Source organism: Herbiconiux aconitum (assembly GCF_024979235.1).
Taxonomy (GTDB): domain Bacteria; phylum Actinomycetota; class Actinomycetes; order Actinomycetales; family Microbacteriaceae; genus Herbiconiux; species Herbiconiux aconitum.
Genome location: NZ_JANLCM010000001.1, coordinates 1137490 through 1161330, shown reverse-complemented (window position 1 = coordinate 1161330; position 23841 = coordinate 1137490). Strand labels below are relative to the sequence as shown.

General features: G+C 68.2%; 21 protein-coding genes. 12 read left to right on the top strand and 9 right to left on the bottom strand.

Annotated elements, in window-relative coordinates; translation table 11 throughout:
* Positions 1–2 precede the first annotated feature (2 nt).
* Genes N1027_RS05300 through N1027_RS05290 form a run of 3 tightly spaced genes read right to left on the bottom strand, consistent with a single transcriptional unit; the run spans position 3 to position 1886 of the window.
* Complete coding sequence (locus N1027_RS05300; protein ID WP_259505913.1) at positions 3–497, bottom strand: heme-binding protein; 495 nt, start codon at positions 495–497, stop codon at positions 3–5.
* On the bottom strand, positions 494–1543 hold the full coding sequence (gene lplAB, locus N1027_RS05295; protein ID WP_259505910.1) for a lipoate-protein ligase LplAB: 1050 nt from the start codon (positions 1541–1543) through the stop codon (positions 494–496). Before lplAB ends, N1027_RS05300 begins: the two co-directional genes overlap by 4 nt.
* A gap of 37 nt (positions 1544–1580) precedes the next feature.
* Complete coding sequence (locus N1027_RS05290) at positions 1581–1886, bottom strand: EthD family reductase (RefSeq protein WP_259505908.1); 306 nt, start codon at positions 1884–1886, stop codon at positions 1581–1583.
* A gap of 127 nt (positions 1887–2013) precedes the next feature.
* Between N1027_RS05290 and N1027_RS05285 the strand changes: the two genes are divergently transcribed.
* Both N1027_RS05285 and N1027_RS05280 read left to right on the top strand, forming a co-directional pair.
* A complete protein-coding gene (locus N1027_RS05285) occupies positions 2014–2760 on the top strand; it encodes an HAD family hydrolase (protein WP_259505907.1) in 747 nt (248 codons plus the stop codon).
* 73 nt (positions 2761–2833) lie between these two features.
* Complete coding sequence (locus tag N1027_RS05280; protein ID WP_259505906.1) at positions 2834–5368, top strand: glycoside hydrolase family 65 protein; 2535 nt, start codon at positions 2834–2836, stop codon at positions 5366–5368.
* Here the strand turns inward: N1027_RS05280 and N1027_RS05275 are convergent.
* Together N1027_RS05275 and N1027_RS05270 are read right to left on the bottom strand one after the other, a co-directional pair.
* Positions 5365–6684, bottom strand: a complete 1320-nt coding sequence (locus N1027_RS05275; RefSeq protein WP_259505904.1) for an alpha/beta hydrolase-fold protein — start codon at positions 6682–6684, stop codon at positions 5365–5367. The two genes, N1027_RS05280 and N1027_RS05275, sit on opposite strands and share 4 nt — an antisense overlap.
* The gene (locus N1027_RS05270) at positions 6685–7608 is read right to left on the bottom strand and encodes an alpha/beta hydrolase (RefSeq protein WP_259505900.1); all 924 of its coding nucleotides are present in this window, start codon (positions 7606–7608) and stop codon (positions 6685–6687) included.
* 155 nt (positions 7609–7763) lie between these two features.
* Between N1027_RS05270 and N1027_RS05265 the strand changes: the two genes are divergently transcribed.
* Complete coding sequence (locus N1027_RS05265; protein ID WP_259505898.1) at positions 7764–8819, top strand: cell wall-binding repeat-containing protein; 1056 nt, start codon at positions 7764–7766, stop codon at positions 8817–8819.
* A gap of 36 nt (positions 8820–8855) precedes the next feature.
* Here N1027_RS05265 and N1027_RS05260 read toward each other — a convergent pair whose 3' ends face one another.
* The 4 genes from N1027_RS05260 to N1027_RS05245 all read right to left on the bottom strand — a co-directional run bounded on the left by N1027_RS05260 (position 8856) and on the right by N1027_RS05245 (position 13423).
* Positions 8856–9701, bottom strand: coding sequence for a transglutaminase family protein (locus N1027_RS05260; RefSeq protein ID WP_259505896.1), 846 nt, complete (start codon positions 9699–9701; stop codon positions 8856–8858).
* Entirely contained in the window at positions 9698–10630 is a 933-nt protein-coding gene (locus N1027_RS05255; RefSeq protein WP_259507912.1) for an alpha-E domain-containing protein, read from the bottom strand. The genes N1027_RS05260 and N1027_RS05255 overlap by 4 nt, the downstream gene beginning before the upstream one ends.
* A 5-nt stretch (positions 10631–10635) precedes the next feature.
* Positions 10636–12297 (bottom strand): circularly permuted type 2 ATP-grasp protein, encoded by a 1662-nt coding sequence (locus tag N1027_RS05250; RefSeq protein ID WP_259505895.1) that lies wholly within the window; start codon positions 12295–12297, stop codon positions 10636–10638.
* Positions 12298–12412: 115 nt separating this feature from the next.
* Positions 12413–13423, bottom strand: a complete 1011-nt coding sequence (locus N1027_RS05245) for a LacI family DNA-binding transcriptional regulator (protein ID WP_259505893.1) — start codon at positions 13421–13423, stop codon at positions 12413–12415.
* Between the two features lie 227 nt (positions 13424–13650).
* On the opposite strand from N1027_RS05245, the gene N1027_RS05240 reads away from it, so the two are divergent.
* From N1027_RS05240 to N1027_RS05200, 9 genes are all read left to right on the top strand, one after another.
* Entirely contained in the window at positions 13651–15201 is a 1551-nt protein-coding gene (locus N1027_RS05240) for a sugar ABC transporter ATP-binding protein (protein WP_259505892.1), read from the top strand.
* On the top strand, positions 15198–16178 hold the full coding sequence (locus N1027_RS05235) for an ABC transporter permease (protein WP_259505891.1): 981 nt from the start codon (positions 15198–15200) through the stop codon (positions 16176–16178). Before N1027_RS05240 ends, N1027_RS05235 begins: the two co-directional genes overlap by 4 nt.
* Positions 16171–17226, top strand: a complete 1056-nt coding sequence (locus N1027_RS05230; protein ID WP_259505890.1) for an ABC transporter permease — start codon at positions 16171–16173, stop codon at positions 17224–17226. The genes N1027_RS05235 and N1027_RS05230 overlap by 8 nt, the downstream gene beginning before the upstream one ends.
* A 32-nt stretch (positions 17227–17258) precedes the next feature.
* The gene (rhaS, locus tag N1027_RS05225) at positions 17259–18335 is read left to right on the top strand and encodes a rhamnose ABC transporter substrate-binding protein (protein ID WP_259505883.1); all 1077 of its coding nucleotides are present in this window, start codon (positions 17259–17261) and stop codon (positions 18333–18335) included.
* 82 nt (positions 18336–18417) lie between these two features.
* Entirely contained in the window at positions 18418–19866 is a 1449-nt protein-coding gene (locus tag N1027_RS05220; protein WP_259505881.1) for an L-fucose/L-arabinose isomerase family protein, read from the top strand.
* A complete protein-coding gene (locus tag N1027_RS05215; RefSeq protein WP_259505879.1) occupies positions 19866–20204 on the top strand; it encodes an L-rhamnose mutarotase in 339 nt (112 codons plus the stop codon). The genes N1027_RS05220 and N1027_RS05215 overlap by 1 nt, the downstream gene beginning before the upstream one ends.
* Before the next feature lie 67 nt (positions 20205–20271).
* Entirely contained in the window at positions 20272–21438 is a 1167-nt protein-coding gene (gene rhaI, locus N1027_RS05210; RefSeq protein WP_259505877.1) for an L-rhamnose isomerase, read from the top strand.
* 236 nt (positions 21439–21674) lie between these two features.
* Positions 21675–22625, top strand: coding sequence for an EamA family transporter (locus N1027_RS05205; protein WP_259505876.1), 951 nt, complete (start codon positions 21675–21677; stop codon positions 22623–22625).
* Positions 22626–22964: 339 nt separating this feature from the next.
* Positions 22965–23708, top strand: coding sequence for a DeoR/GlpR family DNA-binding transcription regulator (locus N1027_RS05200; RefSeq protein WP_259505875.1), 744 nt, complete (start codon positions 22965–22967; stop codon positions 23706–23708).
* The last annotated feature ends 133 nt before the right edge of the window (positions 23709–23841 follow it).

Sequence of the window (23841 nt, the reverse complement as noted above, 5' to 3'; positions counted from 1 at the left end):
CCTCAGGAGGCGAAGCGCTCCCGGAACACGGCCACCGCATCCGCCGCCAGCTGGTGGTCGACGACGTCGACCTCACCCGAGGTGGTGATGGTGCCGACGGGCACGCCGTCGGCGAAGATCGGGATCGAGCCGCCGTGCGCCTTCATGGTCGCGTGGTCGATGTTCGGGTCGTTGATGTCTTCGAAGCGCGTTCCGGCTGCTTCGTGGCGTAGGCGCACCAGGAGTGACGGAACACCGAAGTACCGCGCCACCGCCGCCTTGCCGGCGAGCCACGGGTCGTTGCCGGGCCCGGTCTTCGGGCCGACCTTCGCCCGGAACACCAGGTCGTCGTCGAGCACCACGTCGACCGCGAGGTTCAGGCCGCGCTCCCGGATGAGTCCGGCCGCGATCGTGCCCAGCTCATAGGCATCCGCCCGGCTGAACGCGGGAAGGTCGAGGCTCGGAACGGCCTCGAGACCGGCGACCGTGTATTCGGGAAGAGGGGTGCTCTCGCTCACGGTACGCGTCCGATCCATTCTGGGGTGCTGAACTTCGACGCGACGAGCTGCTCGGCAGCCGCGCGCTCTTCGGGAGTGATCTCCGACGGCGTCGCTCCGTAGAGCCCCGTGAACGTCGTGATCAGGCGGTCGATGATCTCGGCCCGCGAGAGCCCGGTCTGGCTGCGCAGCGGATCGACCCGCTTGGCGGCCGACTTCGTGCCCTTGTCGCTCATCTTCTCACGGCCGATGCGCAGCACCTGCACCATCTTCTCGCCGTCCATGTCGTAGCTCATGGTGGCGTGGTGGAGCACCGCGCCATTGCCGAGACGCTTCTGCGCCGCGCCGCCGATCTTGCCCTTCGCTGAGGAGATGTCGTTGAGCGGCTGGTAGACGGCTTCGATGCCGAGCGACTTCAACGCGGTGATGACCCATTCGTCGAGGAAGGCGTAGGAGTCGGCGAAGCTCATGCCCTGCACGAGCGCGGCCGGCGCGTAGATGGAGTACGTGACGACGGCGTTCGCATCCATGAACATGGCTCCGCCGCCCGAGATGCGGCGCACCACCTCGAAGCCGTACTTCTCGGCGTTGTCGAGGTCGACCTCGTTCTTCACCGACTGGAAGCTGCCGATCACCACGGCCGGCTCGTTCCACTCCCAGATGCGGAGGGTGGGCTGGCGCCGTCCCACGCCCACCTCGACGGCCAGCACCTCGTCGAGCGCGAGTTGCATCTGCGGGCTCTCGGAACCGGAATGGATCAGCTGCCAGTCGTAGTCGTTCCAACTGCTCGCCTTCGCGAGCGACCGGCGGATGGCGACCGCCACCGCCTCCGGCGAGAACCCGAGAAGCACCGCCCCCTCCGGCAACGCGGCCTGCACCGCGGCGGCGATCGTGGCCGCATCGCTGTCGGAGGGCAGGCCGTTCACGGCCTCGTCGATCAGCGGCAGCGCGTCATCCGGTTCGAGGAAGAAGTCGCCGGCGAGCCGGAAATTGCGGATGCGGCCCTCGATGTCGTCGAGGTCGACCACGACGAGCTTGCCGCCGGGCACCTTGTATTCACCGTGCATGTGGAGATCCTCTCAGGACCTCACAAGCCTACGACCGTCAGCTCTCCTCGATGTCGGAGAACAGGCCCATGAACGTGGTTCCGGTTCCGCCGAGTCGCTGGAACAATTGTCCGGCCTCGGGTGTCGTGACCGCGGCGGAGGCGTCGTCGTAGCTGTCGAAATAGAGGTCGAGCGTGCGATGCGCGGGGGTCGGCGTGCCGTCTTCCTTCGGCCATACTTTGGCCGATTCGAGTCGTCGCAGCCCGGGGAGCGTGTGCGCGAGGGCCGCGATCTCGGTGTAGTCGCTCTCGAATGCGGCGACGTCGGACGGGTTGTCGATGACGAGGGTGATCTTCGTGGGCATGGCGTCTTCCTCTTCTTCTCGGCGGTGTCTGTATTTCTGGGCGGTATCTGTCCATTTTCACCCCCGGTGACCGCGATGGAAACATCCAGTTGACACCACGTTCACGCCGAGCGGTTACCGTAGATTCATGACCTCCACCGTCACCCGCGACGTGAGCCGCCTCGCCACGGCCCGCGCGATCCTGTTCGACCTCGACGGGGTGCTCACTCCTACCGTCGACGCGCACCGCCGCGCCTGGGCGCGACTGTTCACTCCGTATCTCGAGTCGCACGGCGTTCCGGCCTACACCGACGACGACTATTTCCTCTACATCGACGGAAAGCCGCGGGTCGACGGCGTTCGCACCATGCTCCAGGCGCGAGGCCTGTCGCTGCCCGAAGGCAGCCCGACCGACGCGCCCGGCGCGCCCACCATCTGGGGTCTCGGCAACAAGAAGAACAGCGAGTTCGAAGCCGAGTTGACCGAACGCGGCATAGCCGCCTACCCCGGTTCCCTGGTGTTCCTCGCCGCTGCCCTCGGGGCCGGTTACCAGGTGGCCGTGGTGTCGAGTTCACGCAACGCCGTGCCCGTGCTCGAGGCCGCCGGCATCCGCAACCGCTTCGAGGTGGTCGTCGATGGCGAGCGCGCCGCGGCCGAGGGCCTGCCCGGCAAGCCCGCGCCCGACACCTACCAGCGGGCTGCCGAGTTGCTCGGGCTCACCCCCGAGGAGTGCGTCGTGGTGGAAGACGCGCATTCCGGCGTGCAGGCCGGCCGCGACGGCGCCTTCGGGCTCGTCGTCGGCGTCGACCGCGGAGTGGGCGCCCAAGAGCTGCTCGACTCCGGCGCCGACATCGTGGTGAACGACCTGGACGAGCTCGTCTCCGCCCTTCGGTGACGTGCCCCTCGTCACCGAACCGCGCCTTCGCTAGCATCGATCGACCCCCCTCGCCTTTCTCGAGAGAACTCAGATGAATCCGATCGCCTCCGATCCGCTCGACCGCACCCAATTCCCGCTCGACGAATGGGCGCTCACCGAGGCGGAGTTCCACACTGCGACCCAGGGGCGCACGGAGACGCTGTTCTCCGTCGGCAACGGCTACCTCGGCATGCGCGGCAACTTCGAAGAGGGGCACAAGGCCTACGCCGAGGGCACCTTCATCAACGGCTTCCACGACACCTGGACCATCCGGCACGCCGAAGAGGCCTACGGCTTCGCGCGCGTCGGCCAGACCATCGTGAACGCCCCGGATGCTCGCGTCATCCGCCTCTACGTCGACGACGAGCCCTTCGTGGTGGCCGACGCCGACACCATCGAGTACTCGCGCCGGCTCGACTTCCGCACCGGCGTGCTCGAGCGCGTGGTGGAGTGGCGCACACCCTCGGGCAAGCGGGTGCTCATCCGCTCGCGTCGCCTCGTCTCGTTCACCGACCGCCACCTCGCCGTGATCGACTACGAGGTCACGATGCTCGACTCGGATGCGTCGGTGCTGATCTCGAGCCAGATCCTCAACCGTCAAGACCGGGTCGACGAGTTCACGGTGGTCTCCGCCACCAACGGTGCCCAAGGGGCCGCCGGCTCGATCCCCGATCCGCGGAAGGCGAACGGTTTCGGCGACCGCGTGCTGCTGCCGCGGGTCAAGTGGATCAACGAGGGCCGCTATGTGCTGGGCTACCGCACCGCGCACTCGGACATGACGATCGCGGTCGGGGCGGAGCACCACCTCGAGACCGAGAACGAGTGGGACGAGTCGGCGCAGATCGACGACGACATCGCGAAGCACGTCTATCGCGTGCGTGCGAAGGCCGGTCAGCGCATCCGTCTGGTCAAGACCATCGCCTACCACACCTCGTCCACCGTGCCCACGACCGAGCTGGCCGACCGCGCGAACCGCACGCTCGACCGCATCCGGGAGTCACCGATCGAGGAGGTCTTCGATCGTCAGCGCGAGTGGCTCGACGACTTCTGGGAGCGCGCCGACATCGTCGTGGCGGGCGAGCCCGACGTGCAGCAGGCCATCCGCTGGAACCTGTTCCAGCTGGCCCAGGCGACCGCCCGCACCGACGGCGGCGGCATCGCGGCGAAGGGCGTCTCGGGCTCGGGCTACGGCGGCCACTACTTCTGGGACACCGAGATCTACGTGCTCCCCTTCCTCACCTACACCTCACCGCAGGTGGCCCGGAACGCGCTGCGCTTCCGGCTCGGCATGCTCGACGCCGCCCGTGACCGCGCGGTGGAGCTGAACCAGCGCGGAGCCCTCTTCCCGTGGCGCACCATCAACGGCCTCGAGTCGTCGGCCTATTACGCGGCCGGCACCGCGCAGTACCACATCGACGCCGACATCTCCCACGCGCTCTCGCAATACGTGGCGGCCACGGGCGACGAGGACTTCCTCTGCCGCGGCGCCATCGACATCCTCGTCGAGACCGCGCGGATGTGGGCCGACCTCGGCTTCTGGCGAGGCCACGGCGCCGAGGGCGAGACCTTCCACATCCACGGCGTCACGGGCCCCGACGAGTACACCACCGTCGTGAACGACAACCTCTTCACCAACGTGATGGCGCGGGCGAACCTCCGCGCAGCGGTGCGGCAGACGCGCAAGATGCGGCAGACCGCCCCGGATGCCTACACGCGGATGGTGAAGCGGCTCGACCTGCAGGAGGACGAGGTGCTCGAGTGGGCGACCGCGGCCGAAGCCATGCACATCCTGTTCGACGACGAGCTCGGCATCCACCCGCAGGACTCGCAGTTCCTTGAGAAGGAACTCTGGGACCTCGAGAACACCCCGGCCTCCAAGCGTCCGCTGCTGCTGCACTTCCACCCGCTCGTGATCTACCGCTTCCAGGTGATCAAGCAGGCCGACGTGGTGCTCGCCCTCTTCTTGCAGGGCGACGAGTTCACCACCGCCGAGAAGCGCGCCGACTTCGAGTACTACGACGCCCTCACCACGGGCGACTCGACTCTGTCGGCGTCGACGCAGTCGATCATCGCGGCCGAAGTGGGCTACCGCGAGCTCGCGCTCGGCTACTTCCGGGCGGCGCTGTTCGTCGACCTCGGCGACCTGCACAACAACACGGCCGACGGCATCCACGTCGCCTCCACCGGCGGGGTGTGGAGCGCGCTCGCCTTCGGTTTCGGCGGCATGCGCGACTACCTCGGCACGTTCACCTTCGATCCGCGATTGCCCGAGGAGTGGACGTCGCTCGTCTTCCACGTCACGATCCACGGCTCGCAGATCGAGGTCGATCTGCGGCAGGACCGCATGACCTTCACGATCGAGCACGGCACCGCCGTGGTCGTGCACGTGCGGGGCGAGCGGATCGAGGTGGGCCCGGGCGCCCCGGTGACGGTCGCGCTGGCCGACGACCGCCCGTCGATCGAGGGTGCGCCCACCACCTCCGACATCGAGGGCACGATGCGCGCCGACGGTTCGGTGATCACCGCCTCGATGCCGACGATCGTGGCCGAACACGACGAGCCCGACGCCTTCGTGGGCATGGATTAGCCGGTCGGAGCTGAGAGGCCCAAGCGCGGGTAGAGGATCTCGAAGCCCTTCTCGAAGCCGCCCTCGAGCGCATCGACCACGTGTCCGGCGCCGGGGATGACGTAGTAGGTGGTCTTCCAGCCCGCGGCCAGCGCGGCCTCCGACGACCCCTGGGCCTCGGGGATGAACGTGGGGTCGTTGCCGCCGACCGTGAAGATCGCGGTGGTGTCGGGGTACTTGTGGTCGCCCGACTTCAGGATGGCCTCGGGCTTCTGCGCCTCGAACGCAGCGGCATCGCCCCCGAAGAGGTTGGCGATCACCTGGTCGGGCTCCTCCGATCCGGGGTACTCCTCGCCCGAGATGTCGAGCACGTTGCCCCAGAGCTCGGGGTACTTCGCGCCGTACTTGAACGCGCATCCGCCGCCGTTGGAGTAGCCCGCGATCACCCAGTGCGCCGGGTCTTGGTCGATGCGGAGGTTCGCGCGGGCCCAAGCCGGCACGTCTTGCGTGATGAAGGTCTCGGCGTTGCCGAGCTTCGCCGTGTCGGCGCACACCGGGTCGACGTCGGGGCTCCCCAGCTGGTCGGCGACGATCACGATCGGGGCGAGGCCCTTGTTCTTCGCGGCGTATTCGTCGAGCACGGTGGCGATGTACTGCACGTCAGGGTTGCCGGGCTGCCCCATCATCAAGATCACCAGCGGCAGCTCGGGCGCGTTCGGCACTTGCGCGGCAGGCGGCAGGTAGATTCCCGCGGGCCGGCTGGAGAACCCGGATGCGGTGGCCGGGATGACCTGCGTGCCCGTCTTTCCGGTGGCCGGCATGTCGGCCGGCGGAGTCCAGGACTCGTAAAGGGGCTTGCCCGCGGTGTCGGGGTCGGGGCTGCCGGTGGGTGTCGGGTTCGGCTTGTTGTCGATGTCGATCGGGTTCTCGATCGTGATGCCGAGAAGGGCTGCGAGCGTGGGGTTGAGTCCGAAATAGGCGTTGATTCCGAGAGTTCCGGATGCCGCGAACAGCACGATCCCGACGACGGCGATGACTTTGCGCCACCACCGCGAGCGCCAGAGATTCACCACGGCGAGGCCCATGGCGGCGAAGGTGGCGACGATCCAGGCATCCGTCTGCACCGTGAGTGGCACGCCGAAGAGGTTGAGTGCCTCGACGACGGCGATGGCGCCGAAGGCCACGAGCGCGCCGCCGAGCAGTCCGATGAGGGCGGTCAGCACCCAACGGATGCGCGGTGGGCGCACGAGGAGGTAGACGAAGGCGGCAGCGCTGAGGGCGAAGACGACCCAGATCAGAGGGCCATTGATGATGTCGAGGCCGAGGATCGCGTCCATCTAGTGTTCCGCCACCGGCACGACGTGCCGATCGAGCCACGCCACCAGCTCGCTCACCACGTCGTCGCGATTGCTCTCGTTGAGCACCTCGTGGCGAGCATCCGGGTACACGATGAGTTCGACGTCGCTGAGTCGCGAGCGTCGGCGGTAGGCGTCGCGGAGCTTCTGCGCGCTGCGTTCGCCGCCCAGGGTGTCGTCGGAGCCCACCATGATGAGCAGCGGAACGTCGGCGCTCAGCCGCTTGGCGGGGCGACCGTACAGGCGGAGCGCGTCGCGGAGTCCGAAGAGTTTCAGCACCTCGGCGGGGAACATCAGGTCGTCGCCGGCGGCGCGCTCCTGGGCGGCGACGTCGCGGCTCAGCCACTCGAAGCCGTTGCCTTCGCCCTTGGAGGGGCGGTGGTTTCGGGTGAGGTCGCCGCCGTCCATGTGGCCGGGCATGCGGTAGGCCGTGCCCGTGAGCACGACTCCGGCGTAATGCCGGAGGGCGGGGGTGTTGACGAGCTTCTGCACCAGGAGGCTGCCCCAACTGTGGCCGAGCAGGATGAGTGGAACGTCGGGATGCTCGCGCGCGATCTGGATGCCGAGCTGACGCACGTCGTCGACCGTGGCCCGCAGACCGCCCTCGCCGAGTCGGCCGAGTTGCGAGCGATCGTTCTGGTGCTGAGCGAGGCCGGTCGCGCCGTGGCCGCGCTGGTCGGCGGCGTAGACGCTGTAACCGGCGTCGTTGAGCTCGGCGGCGACGGCGGAGTATCGGCGGCCGTGCTCGCCGACGCCGTGGGAGATCTGCACGACGGCCTTCGGGGCCGGGATCGTCCACCCGTAGTAGGTGATCTCGACACCCACCTCGTCGGTGAACCGTGCGGTGAAGTGGGCTGACGGATGCGCGGCGCGGTCGGGTCGCGGCTCGGCTGGCTCCTGCGGCATACGTCATTGTCGCACGGCCTTCTCGTCGACCCGCGGGTGGCCGGAACCCCCAGAATGGGCGCTCGCGGTTGTCCACAGGCTGAGCAACGAGCACGTTGTCCACAGATTGCGTGAAGGCGCGTTTGCCAACTTCAGAGCCGACATATCCTCACCGCATGAACAGATCACTCATACTCACCAACCGTCTCCTCTCCGGCGCGATCGCCGCAACGATCCTCGCCGGAAGCCTCGTCACCGGGGCGGCCGGCGCCGCCTTGGCCGCGCCTCCGCCCTCCAGCGGCCGCAGTACCACCGTCGTTCCCGACCCCTTCGTCGAACGGATCGGCGGCGCCGACCGCTTCGCCGTCTCCGCGGCGATCTCGGCCCACACCTTCGAGCCCATGGTTCCCGTCGTCTACATCGCGTCGGGCGAGGTCTTTCCCGACGCCCTCTCCGCCTCGGCCGCGGCGGGCGCAGAAGGAGGTGTCGTGCTGCTCACCAAACGGGATGCCATCCCCACTCCCGTGGCGACCGAACTACGACGGCTGAAGCCGCAGCGCATCGTGGTGCTCGGTGGCTCCGACACGGTCGCACCCGAAGTCGAGACGGCCCTGCGGGCCTTCTCGACCATGGTCGACCGGATCGCGGGCGCAGACCGCTTCGCGGTGTCCGCCCGCGTGTCGGCGAGCGTGTTCGGCTCGCATCGACCGGTCGCCTACATCGCGTCAGGTTCCGTGTACCCGGATGCCCTCTCCGGCTCGGCGGCGGCAGGTCGGCTCGGTGGCCCCGTGCTGCTGGTCGGCAAAGACGCCATCCCCACTCTCGTCGCGGATGAACTACGACGGCTGGCGCCGGCGAAGATCGTCGTGCTGGGCGGGGTGAACACCATCTCGGAGACCGTGAAAGCCGAACTCCAGACGATGGGCACGACGAGTCGCATCGACGGCGTCGACCGATTCGCGGTCTCCGCGGCGATCTCCGCCGGAGTCTTTCCGCCCGGCGTTCCCACCGTCTACGTCGCCTCGGGCGCCGGCTACGCCGACGCCCTGTCGGGAGGGGCCGCGGCGATCGCGAACGCGGGCCCGGTGCTGCTCGTCACCGCCGACACCGTGCCGGGCGCAGTGGCCGCCGAACTCGACCGGCTGAAACCCCGCCGGATCGTGGTGCTCGGCGGGCCGTCATCCATCTCCGACAGCACGATGGAGAAGCTGAGAACCTACCTGCGTCGATGACCGGCCGGGGCGGGCTCGCGGGCGACCCGCATCAGCTCACGACTCGCGCGTGATCTCCACCGTCACGAAGAGCTGAGACCCGAAGGGTCCGGCGTAGACACCCCGGAGGGGCGCCACGTCGTTGTAGTCGCGACCGCGACCGACGATGACGTGGCGCTCACCGATGTCGATCGAGTTCGTCGGGTCGAAACCCCGCCAGTCTCCGCAGAACCACTCCACCCAGGCGTGGGATTCTCCGGCGATGGTCTCGCCGATCTCGGCGTCGGGCTTCGGGTGCAGGTAGCCCGAGACGTAGCGGGCGGGAATGCCGACCGAACGCAGGGCGCCGATGGCGATGTGCGTGATGTCCTGACAGACACCGCGCTTGTCGAGCCAGGCCTCGCGCGAGGTCGACTGCACCCCGGTGACGCCCTGCACGTATTCGACCTGCCGCCCGATCTCGGCGCAGATCTCCAGCGCCGCCTCGCAGGGCGACACGTGCCGGGCCGCGATCTCCGCGGCGAGTGCCGCGAGGTCGGGTGACGGTTCGGTCAGCTTGGTCTGCTTGTTCTGCTCGACGTAGGTCGTCGAGGTCGTGGCGGCATCGGCCAGGAGCGACCAGTCGACCACGTGCGGCGTGTGCGCCCGGTTGCGCACTTCCACGAGGGAGGTGGCGGTGAGCGAGAGCTCCGTGTGCGGGGTCAGCACCTCGAACGAGGAGACGCGGGTGCCCCAGTAGTCGACGTAGTTGTGCGACGACGACACAGGGGCGATGTCGAGCGAGGAATGCAGCACGAACTGACCCTCCGACGAGACCGGGAGCATCCGGGCCTCGTTGTAGGAGGCCTGCACTTCTCCCTCGTAGCGATACCCGGTGACGTGCCGGATGCGTAAGCGGTTCACGCACTCTCTCCGATCCAGCTCGGAGCCGAGTTCGTGGGGAAGTAGCGCTGCCGCACGGCCTCCGAGGTCGCACTGGTCGCCTCCTGCACGCCGTCCATGTGCCGGGGCAGCTCTTGCAGGATGTCGGCGATCGGGCGGTACTCCAACTGCGAGCGGATCTGCCCGAGCAGTCGCTGCGCGCTGTCGGAGACCCCCACCCGCTCGTTGCGCGGCGCGAGGTCGCGCAGGCACTGCTCGGCCCGCGTGACCGAGTAGAGGATGGAGCGGGGGAACAGCCGGTCGAGCAGGAGGAACTCCGCCGCATTGCGCGCCGAGGGCACCCCGCGATAGGTGCGCAGATACGCCTCGTAGGCGCCGCAGGATCGGAGGATCGTCGTCCACGACGGCCCCGACGCCTCGGTCAACGAGCGGGTCGCGAGCAGTCGCGCCGTCATGTCGGCGCGTTCGATCGAGCGACCGAGGGTGAAGAAGTGCCAGGCCTCGTCGCGGCTCGCCGACGACTCCACGATGCCCACGGCGAGCGCCGCCCGGTCGCGCACCCAGCCGAAGAACTCGTGGGTCTTCTCGTGGGCGACCTTCCGCGGCATCCGGGCGCGGGTCGTGTTGAGGCACTCCCAGAGCTCGGTCGACACGATCTCGCGCGCCCGCCGGGCGTTCTCGCGAGCGGCGCCGAGCGAGTAGGCGATGGACGCCGGATGCGTGCGGTCGACGGCGAGCGTCGCGAGCACGTCGGAGCGGGTGAGCGAGCGGCTGTCATCGGGAACGTCGCTGCCCATCACCGAGAGGAGGGAGCGGCAGGCCAGGTTCTCCTCGATCCAGGGGTCTTCGAGCAGCAACTGCAGGTGCACGTCGAGGATGCGGGCTGTGCCGTCGGAGCGTTCGATGTAGCGGCCGATCCAGAACAAGGATTCCGCGATCCGCGAGAGCATGGCCATCACGCGTCCTCTCGTCGAGTCTGCACCAGGGACTGCTGCTGTTGCTGTGACTGGTCGTGGTTGCGGGGCCGGTCTTCCGGCGAATGATCGGGTTGGTGCCCGATGATCGCGATCGACTGCGTGTTCGCCGCCTGCTCCGCGACGAGGCCCTGGATGTTGTGCCCATCAGTGGATGACGACAGCGGATCCCGCCCCACCACCCAGGTGTCTTTCGATCCGCCGCCCTGCGAGCTGTTCACCACGAGCTGACCCTCGGGGAGCGCGACCCGCGTGAGCCCGCCCGGCAGCACCCAGATGTCGTTGCCGTCGTTGACGGCGAAGGGGCGGAGGTCGGCGTGCCGGGGGCGCATCCCGTCTTCGACGAGGGTCGGGATGGTCGAGAGCTGCACCACGGGCTGGGCGATCCACCCGCGCGGGTCTTCGATCAATCGGGCCCGCAACGTCTCGAGTTCTTTGCGCGAGGCATCCGGGCCCACGACGAGGCCCTTGCCACCGGAGCCGTCGACGGGTTTCACGACGAGCTCGTCGAGCCGGTCGAGCACCTCCTCGAGCGCTCCCGGGTCTTCGAGCCGCCACGTGTCGACGTTCGGGATGATCGCCTCCTCGCCCAGGTAGTAGCGGATGAGCTCAGGCAGGTAGGTGTAGACGAGCTTGTCGTCGGCCACCCCGTTGCCCACGGCGTTCGCGATGGTGACGTTGCCGAGGCGGGCGGCGAGCAGCAAACCCGGAGAGCCGAGCATCGAATCGGCCCGGAACTGCAGCGGATCGATGAACTCGTCGTCGACCCGGCGATAGATCACGTCGACGCGGGTCGGTCCGGCCGTGGTGCGCATCCAGACCCGCCCGCCCGAGCAGAACAGGTCGCGCCCCTCCACCAGCTCGACACCCATCAGGCGCGCCAGCAGCGTGTGCTCGAAGTAGGCCGAGTTGTAGACGCCAGGCGTCAACACGACCACGGTCGGGTCGTCGACCCCGGAGGGAGCGGATGCGCGCAGCGCCTGCAGCAGCTTGTTCGGGTAGTCGCCCACCGGTCGCACGCGCATCGAGACGAAGAGCTCCGGCAGGGTCTGCGCCATCACGCGACGGTTCGAGATGACGTACGAGACGCCCGAGGGCACTCGTACGTTGTCTTCGAGCACCCGCCAGGCGCCCTTCTCGTCGCGGATCAGATCGATCCCGGAGACCTGGATGCGCACGTTGTTCGGCGACACGATTCCCGCGGCTTCGCGGTGGAAGTGGTTCGACGAGCTGATCAGGCCGGCCGGAATCACGCCGTCGCGAACAGCCGCCTGCGACCCGTAGATGTCGGAGAGGAAGGCCTCGAGGGCCCGCACGCGTTGCTTGATGCCGGCTTCGACGTCGGTCCACTCGCTCTGCGCGATCACCCGCGGTACGGCGTCGAGCGGGAAGGGCCGCTCCTCGCCGGCGAAGTCGAAGGTGACGCCCTGGGCGAGGTAGGAGCTGGCGAGCGCATCCGTGCGGCCGCGCAATTCCTCCTGGGTCATCTTGGCGAGCGCGGTGTAGATGTCTTTGTAGGCGGCTCGCGCATCGACGGGGTCGTGCGACTTCGGCTCGGGGAACATCTCGTCCCACGGGGAGGCGGCCCCGCGCCGTGTTCTCGGCAGGAGGGTGGCGCCGTAGCCGTCGAACAGGTCAACCATGCGTGCGAGCCTACTGCGATGGTGTTGCGGCGGTGTTTCCGGGGTGTGGCGCGAAAAGGCTCGCGAGCAACCAGTGGAACTCCTGGCTGCTACCGGGGCGAAAGACGGATGCGCGCTACGGCCGCGACGTCGACTCGCGCACGATCAGCTCGGGCTGGAAGACGACGTGACGGAAGTCGGTGCTGCGCGGGGCGTCGATCTCGGCCATCAGCAACTCGGTGGCGGTGCGCCCCATCTCCCAGGCCGGCTGGCGGATCGAGGAGATCGGGATGGCGGCGTTGGCGGCGAAGTAGATGTCGTCGTAACCGATGATCGCGATGTCGTCGGGCACCCGCACGCCCGCGTGCGTGAGCGCCTGCAGCACGCCGAGGGCGATCAGGTCGTTGGCGGCGAACACCGCATCCGGCCGCTCAGCCGCCGGCAGCGCCAGCAGCTGTTCGGCGCCGACCCGGCCGGCGTCGGCGCGCATGGAGTCGAGTTCGAGAACCCGCACGGGGCGCGCGCCGCGCGCGCGCACCGCATCCTGAGCCCCACCGGCGCGCTCGGCGACCTGCAGCACCGCTCGCGGCCCGCCGACGAAGGCGATGCTCGTGCGACCGACGTCGAGGAGGTGCTCGACCGCGATCTGGCCGCCCCGGTGGTCGTCGACCGAGACCGAGCTGAAGCTGCGCGCGTTCTCGTGACGGTCGACCAGCACCACCGGTGACCCCCGCTCGCGCAACCGCTCGAGTCGGGTGAGCACGTTGCCGACCGGCGTGATGAGCAGACCTGCGACCCGCTGCTCCTCGAACAGATCGAGGTAGCCCAGCTCGCGGGTGGCGCTCTCGCCGCTGTTGCCGAGGATGAGTGACCGCCCGAAGCTCGTGAGCGTGTCTTCCACTCCTCGCGCGATGTCGGTGAAGAAGGGGTTGCTGACGTCCAGCACCATGATGCCGACGGTGCGGCTCTGACCGACGCGTAGCTGCCGGGCGGCGTCATTGCGGATGAAGCCGAGCTTGTCGATGGCGTCGAGCACGCGCTTGGCCGTCTCGGGCGACACGGGCTTCGATTGATTCAGCACGTTGGAGACCGTGCCCACCGACACGCCGGCGAGCGCTGCGACATCGCGGACATTGGCCGTTGCCATACGCACCTCACTGTGGTCGGAGTTCGTGACGCGGACTGTCGCATCGGAACGCCCCCTGAGGATACCGCGCCGCCGCGCTGAGACGATTCACTCACGGCCGAAGATGCGAATACTTAACGATTCCGCATCCAACTTGACTCCGTCGAATCCTCCACCGTAGAGTCATGGCTGCACCACAGTAAAACGATTCACTCTTCAGACCTCGATGCGGAGGTGGTGGGTAGCCAATGGCGACTGACCCCTATACCGGAACTCTTCCGGCAGACGTGACACCGACGGTGTCGGCGCTCTCCTTGACCGGGGCGAGCAAGACCTTCGGCCCGGTGATCGCCCTCGCCGACGGCACCATCGACATCCGGCCGGGTGAGATCCACGCTCTCGTGGGCGAGAACGGCGCCGGCAAGTCGACGCTCGTCAAGATCCTCGCCGGAGTGCACCAACCCGACGGCGGCGTATTCCTCGTCGGCGGCGAACCGGTGAGCTTCCGCACCCCCGCCGACAGCAAAGACGCCGGCATCTCGGTGATCTACCAGGAGCCGACGCTCTTCCCCGACCTCACCGTCGCCGAGAACATCTTCATCGGCCGCCAGCCGCGCAATCGTGCCGGCCTGATCAACCGCGCCGAGATGCGCCGCCAGGCCCGGGAGCTGTTCACCCGCCTCGGCGTTCCGATCGACCCCGACCGCGTGGCCGAGGGTCTCTCCATCGCCGACCAGCAGATCATCGAGATCGCCAAGGCCATCTCACTCGACGCGAGCGTGCTCGTGATGGACGAGCCCACCGCCGCCCTCTCCGGCGTGGAAGTCGACCGTCTGTTCGGTGTGGCACGCTCCCTGCGCGAGCGGGGCGCGGGCATCCTCTTCATCTCGCACCGCTTCGACGAGGTCTTCGCCCTGTGTGATCGCATCACCGTGATGCGCGACGGCCGCTACATCGCAACGCACGACACGACGGCCGTCACGGTCGACGAGATCGTGCGCGAGATGGTGGGACGCAGCATCGACGCCCTCTTCCCCAAGTCGGAGGCCGAGATCGGCGCCACCGTGCTGAAGGTCGAAGGTCTCGGCCGCGCCGGCGTCTTCACAGGCATCGACTTCGAGGTGCGGGCGGGCGAGATCGTTGCCCTGGCCGGCCTCGTGGGTGCGGGGCGCACCGAGGTGGCGCGAGCCGTCTTCGGCATCGACAAGTACGACGCGGGCAGCGTGACCCTGGGCGGCAAGGCCCTCAAGCCGCACAGCCCGCAGGCCGCGATCGACGCCGGTATCGGCTTCGTGCCCGAGGACCGCCGCAAACAGGGACTCGTGATGGACCTCTCGGTCGCCAAGAACGCCACCCTCACCCTGCGAAAGTCGCTCGCGAAGTTCGGCCTCATCAACGGCCGCACCGAGCGCCGGGTCGCGGAGGAGTGGTCCAAGCGCCTGCAGGTGAAAACCGGATCGCAGGATTACGCCGTCTCCACGCTCTCCGGCGGCAACCAGCAGAAGGTCGTCATCGCCAAGTGGCTCGCGACCGAACCCAAGCTCATCATCGTCGACGAACCCACCCGAGGCATCGACGTCGGCACCAAGGCCGAGGTGCACCGCCTGCTCTCCGATCTCGCCGGCCGCGGCATCGCCGTGCTCATGATCTCCTCCGAGCTCCCCGAAGTGCTCGGAATGGCCGATCGCGTGCTCGTGATGCACGAGGGCCGGATCTCCGCCCAGTTCTCCCGCGAGGAGGCAACCGCCGAGCGCGTCATGCACGCTGCGACCGCGTCGTCCGAAGGAGCCGCCTCATGAGAACCTTCCTCCGTCAGCGCGAGATCCCGGTCGCCGCCGCGCTCGTCGTGCTGGTGCTCGTCACCTTCGCGATCAACCCGCTCTTCCTCTCGCCGCAGAGCGTCAAAGACCTGCTGCTGAACGCGACGATCATGATCATCCTGGCCGTGGGTCAGGCGCTCGTCATCATCACTCGCAATGTCGACCTGTCGATCGGCTCGATCGTGGGCCTCGTGGCCTTCGGCACGGGCACACTGTTCAACATCGCGCCCGGGATGCCGATTCCGCTCGTCTTTCTCATCGGCATCGTCTTCGGCGGCGTGCTCGGCGCCATCAACGGTCTGCTGGTCACGCTCGCCAAGGTTCCCGCGCTGGTGATCACCCTGGGCACGCTGTACATCTACCGCGGCATCCTCGCCACCTGGGCCGGGAGCAAGCAGTACTTCTCGGGCGACAACCCCAAGGAGTTCGGCCAACTCTCCGTCGACACCTTCTTCGGCTTCCCGCTCATCACCATCATCGCCGTGGTCGTCGTGGTCGTGGTCGCCGTCGTGCTGGCCTTCCGACGCGGCGGACGCGACCTCTACGCCATCGGCTCCGATCCGGATGCCGCGAAGCTGTTCGGCATCTCGACCGGACGCCGCGTGATGGCCGCGTTCATCGCCTGCGGCGCCCTGACGGGGCTAGCCGGAATCCTCTACGCCTCGCGGTACAACTCCGTCGGCGCCCTCACCGGCTCGGGTCTCGAACTCGACGTGGTGGCAGCGGTCGTGGTGGGCGGTGTCGCCATCTTCGGCGGCTCCGGCACCGTCGTGGGCGCCGCGATCGGCGCGGTGCTGCTCTCGACAATCACGAGCTCGCTCACCGCGACCCGGGTCGACAAGTTCTGGCAGCAAGCCATCGTCGGCGTGCTCATCCTCGCGGCCATCGTGGTCGACCGTGTGGTGAGCATCCGAAATACCCGGAAGCTACGAGTAAGCGAGGCTCGCGATGTCTGAGACTCTGATCGACACCTCGGCCGCCCCCAAGCGCGGCCTCCCGCGCTGGCTACGCGGCAACGACGCTATCATCTTCGCGGTGCTCCTCGTCGTGATCCTCGTCTCGATGATCTCGGTGAAGAACTTCGCGAGCACCCTCACCGTCGGCTTCCTGCTGATCCAGATCGTGCCGATCATTCTGATCGCCATGCCGATGGCCCTCGTCATCATCTCGGGCGAGATCGACCTCTCGGTCGCCAGCACGGCCGGCCTCACCAGTGCGGTGATGGGTGTGCTCTGGCGCGACAGCGGCTTGAACATCTGGATCGTCATCCTGCTCTGCCTCCTCGTCGGTGTCGCGGCGGGCGCCTTCAACGGGTTCCTCATCACCACGCTCGGCCTGCCGTCACTCGCCGTCACGATCGGAACGCTCGCGCTCTACCGCGGCCTCGCCCTCGTGGTGATCGGCGACGGCAAGGTCTCGAACTTCCCGACCGAGCTCACGGCTCTCTCCACGGCGAAGTTCGGCGCGACGGGCATCCCGGTCGTGATGGTGCTCGTGCTCGTCGTGATCGTCTTCTTCGGTGTGCTGCTGCACTTCACCCCCTTCGGCCGCGGGCTCTACGCGCTCGGCTTCAGCAAAGAAGCGGCGACCTTCGTGGGCATCCGCGTCGGCCACGCGAAGTTCTGGCTGTTCGTCGCCACCGGAGTCGTCTCCTCGCTCGTGGGCGTCTATTGGACGCTGAGATTCGCGAGCGCCGGCCCCGACAACGCCACCGGCATCGAACTGAGCGTCATCGCCGCCGTGCTGCTCGGTGGAGTCTCGATCTTCGGCGGCAAGGGCACGATCCCCGGCGTCGTCGGCGGCGTGCTGCTGATCGGAACACTCACCTACGCCCTCCGTCTCGCGAAGGTTCCCGAGACCACGCTCGTCATCGTCACAGGCGCCCTGCTCGTGATCTCCGTCGTCGGACCCAGCTTCACCGGCTGGGTGCGTGAGCGCATCCGGTTGTCCCGGGTTCGCCGAGAAGTCCAGAGGTTGTCCACCTCAGGTCAAACCAGCGCCTAACGCACCAGGCGTGCCCTAAGAAAGGAAGAACAATGGAGTTGTTTCACAAGTCCGGGAGCTCCGGCTCCCGCAACGGACGACGGATCGCATCCTTCGCAGCCATTGCCGCAACCCTCGCCCTCGTAGCGACCGGATGCGCGGCCACGTCTGACGACGCCTCATCGACCGACGGCGCCGGTGGCGACAGCCCCGGTTCGATCGTGTTCCTGCCCAAGCAGCTGAACAACCCGTACACCGACGTCGTTCTCGGCGGCGGCGACGCGGCATCCGAGGAAATCGGCTTCGAAGCCTCGACTCTCGGCCCGCTGGAGGCCAGCGCCAGCGCGCAGGTGCCCTTCATCGAGCAGGCCACGCAGGAGGGCGCGAACGTCATCGTGATCGCCGCCAACGACCCCGACGCCGTCGGCCCGTCGCTCCAGCAGGCCCGCGAGGCCGGCGCGAAGATCGTCGCGTTCGACTCCGACACGAACCCCGACTTCCGCGACGTGTTCGTGAGCCAGGTCGTGGCGAAGGATGTCGCGCTGGTTCAGCTCGAGATGCTCCACGAGCAGCTGGGCGACGCAGGCGGCGACATCGCCATCCTGTCGGCCACCGCGACTGCCACCAACCAGAACGAGTGGATCACGTTCATGGAAGAGGAGCTGGCGTCGAACCCCGACTACGCGAACCTCAAGCTCGTGACCACGGTCTACGGTGACGACGACGCCGACAAGTCCTTCAAGGAGGCCCAGGGCCTCATGCAGAGCTACCCCGACCTCAAGGGCATCATCTCGCCCACCACGGTCGGTATCGCTGCAGCGGCGAAGTACCTCTCGACGTCGGACTACAAGGGCAAGGTCGCACTGACCGGCCTCGGTCTCCCGAACGAGATGCGCGAGTTCGTCAAGGACGGCACCGTCACCGAGTTCGCTCTGTGGGACCCGGCGCAGCTCGGCTACGTCGCCGCCTACGCGGGCCAGGCGCTCGTCGACGGCACCATCACCGGCGCCGAGGGTGACACCTTCACCGCCGGCGACCTGGGCGAGAAGACCGTGGGAGCAGACGGCATCGTCGTCGTCGGCCCGCCCACCAAGTTCAACGCCGACAACATCGACGACTACGACTTCTAAGCCGTAACCGTCTCCGGCCGGCGTCGGGTGCATCATCCGGCGCCGGCCATCCTCTCTCCCGCACCCTCCCCCAGGAACAGTGATGAGCATCCTCACCCCCTTCTCCCGGCGCAAGACCCGGATCGGTCTCGTGGCCGGTGGTCTCGCGGCCTACTGGCCGCAGTTCCCCGAGCTGCTGCCTCAGCTGCAGGAGTCGTCGGCCTACGTGACGGGCCGGTTCAACGAGCTCGACGCCGAGGTCGTCGACGTCGGCTTCGTGTCGGATGCGCACGAGGCCACCGCCGCGGCCGAGAAGCTGCGGGTCGCCGACTGCGACCTCATCGTGATCTTCCTCACCACCTACCTCACCTCCTCGATGGTCTTGCCCATCGCCCAGAAGTCGCACACGCCGGTGCTCGTCATCGACCTGCAGCCGACCGAGGCGATGGATCACGCGAACTTCGACACCGGCAAGTGGCTCGCCTACTGCGGCCAGTGCCCGGTGCCCGAGGTCGCCAACGTCTTCAAGCGCGCGGGCATCCCGTTCCGCTCCGTCTCGGGCCACCTGAAGCAGGAATCGGCCTGGACCCGCATCAACCAGTGGGTGCACGCCGCCGGCGTGCGGGCCCGGCTCCGCACCGCCCGCCACGGCCTGATGGGGCACCTCTACCCGGGCATGCTGGATGTCTCGACCGACCTCACCCTCGTGCAGACCCAGTTCGGTTCGCACGTCGAGGTGCTCGAGTTCGACGACCTTCGCGTGCGCGTCGACGAAGTGACGGATGCGCAGGTGCGCGACCGGGTGGCCCTCGCCCGCGAGCTGTTCAGCATCGACGGGTCGGTGAACCAGGAGGACTTCGACTGGGGCGCCAAAGTGTCCGTCGCCCTCGACCGGCTGGTGACCGACTTCGACCTCGACACCGTCGCCTACTACCACCGCGGCCTGCAGGGCGAGCAGCACGAGCGCCTCGGCGCCGGGATGATCCTCGGCTCGTCAATCCTCACCGCCCGCGGCATCCCGATGGCCGGCGAATACGAACTGCGCACCTCGATCGCGATGCTCGCAGCGCAGGCCATCGGTTCCGGCGGGTCGTTCACCGAGATCCAGGCCATCAACTTCTTCGATGACGTGGTGGAGATGGGCCACGACGGCCCCGCCCACCTCGCTGTCTCGGCGCGCGATCCGCTCTTGCGCGGCCTCGGCGTCTATCACGGCAAGCGCGGTTGGGGTGTCTCGGTCGAGTTCGACGTGCAGCCCGGCCCAGTCACCACCTTCGGTCTCGGCCAGGACCGCGACGGCTCCTACGTGTTCATCACGTCCGAGGGCACCGTGGTGCCCGGCCCGCTGCTCGAGATCGGCAACACCACCTCGCGCGTCGACTTCGGCGGCGACCCGGGCGAGTGGGTCGACGAGTGGTCGCAGACCGGCATCGGCCACCACTGGGCGCTCTGCGTCGGCCACCGCGCCGCCGACATCAAGGCCGCTGCGGCTCTGCTCGGCATCGGCCACCGCCACGTCGACATGACGGCCAAACGCAGCTGGGAGATCTGATGGACTCGACCCGTGTGTGCTTCCAATTGCAGGTGAAACCCGAACTCATCCCGGAGTACACCCGCCGGCACGCGGCGATCTGGCCCGACATGGCCCAGGCGCTGAAAGACACCGGCTGGAACAACTACTCCCTGTTCCTGCGGCCCGACGGACTGCTGATCGGCTACTTCGAGACCCCGTCGCTCGAGGCCGCCCAGGCCGGGATGGCGGCGACCGAGGTGAACGCCCGGTGGCAGGCCGAGATGAGCGAGTTCTTCGTCGATCTCGACGGGGCTCCCGACACCGGTTTCTTCCAACTGACCGAGGTGTTCCACCTCGAGGACCAACTTCCCCGATAAACCGCTAATGTGAGTGGTGAAACGATTCACTGCTCGTCATGAGCCAGATCTACGAAAGAGAATTCCCATGGTGCAGTTCAGCGACATCGCGTCCGAGCTCGAGCGTCAGGCGATCGAGCTGCCCTCCTGGGCGTTCGGCAACTCGGGCACCCGCTTCAAGGTCTTCGGCACGCCGGGCACTCCCCGCACGCCGGAGGAGAAGATCGCGGATGCGGCCCAGGTCAACAAGTACTCCGGCCTCGCACCGAAGGTCGCCCTGCACATCCCGTGGGACAAGGTCGACGACTACTCGGCCCTGCGCTCCTACGCCAACGACCTCGGCGTCGACCTCGGAACGGTGAACTCCAACACCTTCCAAGACGAGGCGTACAAGTTCGGCTCGCTCACCTCCTCGGATGCGGCGACCCGCCAGAAGGCCATCGACCACCACCTCGAGTGCATCGAGATCATGCACCAGACGGGCTCGCACGACCTCAAGATCTGGCTCGCCGACGGCACGAACTACCCCGGTCAGGGCGACATCCGTTCGCGTCAGGATCTGCTGGCCGAGTCGCTGTCGACGATCTACGACGCGCTCGGTGAGTCGCAGCGTCTCGTGCTCGAGTACAAGTTCTTCGAGCCGGCGTTCTATCACACGGATGTCCCGGACTGGGGCACCTCCTACGCCCACGTCTCGGCGCTCGGTGATCGCGCCTTCGTGTGCCTCGACACCGGACACCATGCTCCCGGCACCAACATCGAGTTCATCGTGGCGCAGCTGCTGCGCCTCGGAAAGCTCGGCTCGTTCGACTTCAACTCGCGCTTCTACGCCGACGACGACCTGATCGTCGGCGCGGCCGACCCGTTCCAGCTGTTCCGCATCCTCTTCGAGGTGGTGCGCGGCGGCGGGTACGCGGTCGATTCGCCGGTGGCCTTCATGCTCGACCAGTGCCACAACATCGAAGAGAAGATCGTGGGTCAGCTGCGCTCGGTGCTCAATGTGCAGGAGATGACGGCGCGCGCGCTGCTCGTCGACCGTGCCGCACTGTTGGAGGCCCAGAACGCGAACGACGTGCTCGGCGCCAACGGCATCCTGATGGACGCCTTCTACACGGATGTGCGGCCGTCGCTGGCCGCCTGGCGTGAGTCGCGCGGTCTGCCGGCCGACCCGATCGCGGCCTTCAAGGCATCCGGCTACCAGGAGCAGATCGTGGCCGACCGCGTCGGCGGCGCCCAGGCGAGCTGGGGCGCGTAGCCGCCGCAGCGTCGCGCTCGCGCGCGCCGTGCACCGCGCACCGTGCACCGCAGGTTTGCGGCCCGGAACCCCTGGTGGTGGGTGTTCCGGGCCGCAATTCGTCTCCGTTGCCGCCACCTCCGCTCCCGGGCCCTCGCGAGTCGCCAAGACACGCCGCAACCGTCCTCCGCGTTGCGGCGTGTCTTGGCGATTCGAGCGCGCGGGGCCGCGAGGGAGGGGTGCCGTAGGGTCGAGGGGTGGCGGAGGAGCGGATGCGCGCGGGCGGCGGGGAGTCGGGTGCAGGCGCCGACGCATCCGTCGCGGCACGGCGGCGCACCGTGGGGGCCGCGACACAGCTCGGCACCGAGGTGAGCATCAATCTCGGGTCGGCGCTGGCCGGGCTCGTCATTCCCATCGTCGGTGCGCCTGTGGTGGTGGCCGCCCGGCAGCTCGTGATGGCTGCGGTGGTGCTGCCGTTCTATCGGCCGAAACGATCCGAGCTCACGTGGCGGCGGCTCTGGCCGGCGATCGCCCTCGGACTCGCGCTCGCCGTGATGAACCTCTCCTTCTACCAGGCGGTGCACCTGCTGGGTCTCGGCATAGCGGCGACGATCGAGTTCCTCGGGCCGCTCACCCTCGCACTCGTCACCTCCCGCCGCCTGCTCGACGTGATCTGCGCCGTGGCCGCGGGCGGGGGCGTGTTCCTGCTCACCGGATTCGATGGCACCATCGACGGCTGGGGCATCGCCCTCGCCCTCACGGCAGCCGCCGCGTGGGCCGCCTACATCGTGCTCACCCGGCGGGTCGCGACCCGGCTGCCGGGACTCGAGGGCTTGACGGTCGCGGGGATCGTGAGTCTGGTCATCCTGCTCCCCCTCGCCGCGGTCACCTTCGACGTGTCGGTCATCGACTGGCGGGTTCTGGCGCTGCTCGTCGGGGTGGGCATCCTCTCGTCGGCGCTGCCGTACAGTCTCGACACCTTCATCCTGCGGCGGATCACCCCGCGGCTCTACGCCATCATCACCGCCTTCGGTCCGGTGGTGGCGGCGGTCTTCGGCTGGCTCATCCTGAACGAGCAGTTCACCGTGCTCGAGGTGGTGGCCATCGGCATCGTCTGCGCCGCCGCCGGCACCGCCATCGCCACCCAGCGCGACAAGTCGGGTGCACCCAAATCCGACCTGGAGCACGTGGCCGAGATCACCCCCTGAGCAAAAGCACGAGACGAGCGTGAACGAGCTCTGACCAGAACGGTCACCACGGGAATGAAACCGTCTGGGCCTTTTCGACTACCCAGGGTGAGCGCGGCGCCGCGAAGCGACGGCACGCGAACATGTCCCGGAGCGCCGGGCAGGGACCGGCGCGACCCGAGGCGGCCGCGCGCAGCACGGCCCCCGAGGCAGAAGGTAGTGTGACGGGAAACGAGGGCAGCTGGGCCCTCCCAGACGACCCAGGGTGAGGCCGAGGCCGCGCGAGCGACTTAAGCCGAGCATGTCCCCCCGCGCCGCAGGGGCGGCGGCGCAGGTGCGGCGGCGCGGAAGGAGAACGCAGTGATCGGCGCAGAGCGACGCGAACGGCTGCTCGGCAGCCTGCAGCACGACGGCGTCATCCGGCTCGAGGAGTCCGCCGCCGACCTGGGCGTGTCGACCATGACCGTGCGCCGCGACCTCGAAGCCCTCGAACGCGAGGGCGTCGTGGTGCGCGTGCGCGGCGGGGCCGTGGCGACCGTGAAGGCGCGCTCCTTCGACGAGCGTCAAGGCGTCGACGATGCCGCCAAGACCGAGATCGCCCGCAAGGCGCTCGACCTGGTTCCCGCGAGCGGGGCGGTCGCGGTCGACGCGTCGTCGACATCCGGGCACCTGCTGGCGCAGCTGCGCACCGTCACCGACCTGGTGATCGCCACCAATTCGGCGCACAATCACGCCCGGGCCCGAGCCGTGCGCGGTTCGCGCGCCGTCCTCCTCGGCGGCGAGCTGGAGCCCCGCACCGACAGCTTCGTGGGACCGATCGCGTGCGCCGCCGCCGCGATGCTCAACTACGACCGCTTCTTCACCTCGGCCTCTGCCGCCGACCTCGAGCACGGCACCAGCGAGACGATCATCGAGGAGGCCCAGGTGAAGCGCGAACTCGTTCGGGCCTCGCGCGAGACGGTTCTGCTGATCAATTCGGCCAAGCTCGAGCGTCGGGCGACCGCGGTGGCCATCCCGTGGGAGCAGATCTCGATCGTGGTCACCGAACTCGACCCCACCGACCCCCGTCTCGACGCCCTGCGCCCCCTCGTCGAGCTCCGCTGACCGCGGACTTCTCCAACCCTGTGGCCGACCGCGCCCGCCTACGCCCGCGGTCGAGCGCCCGTTTGGAGAAGTCCGGGCCCAATCCGCTGCCCAGCGTTCACCCGTCGGTCGTTGACGTGCGGATGCCGCCCTG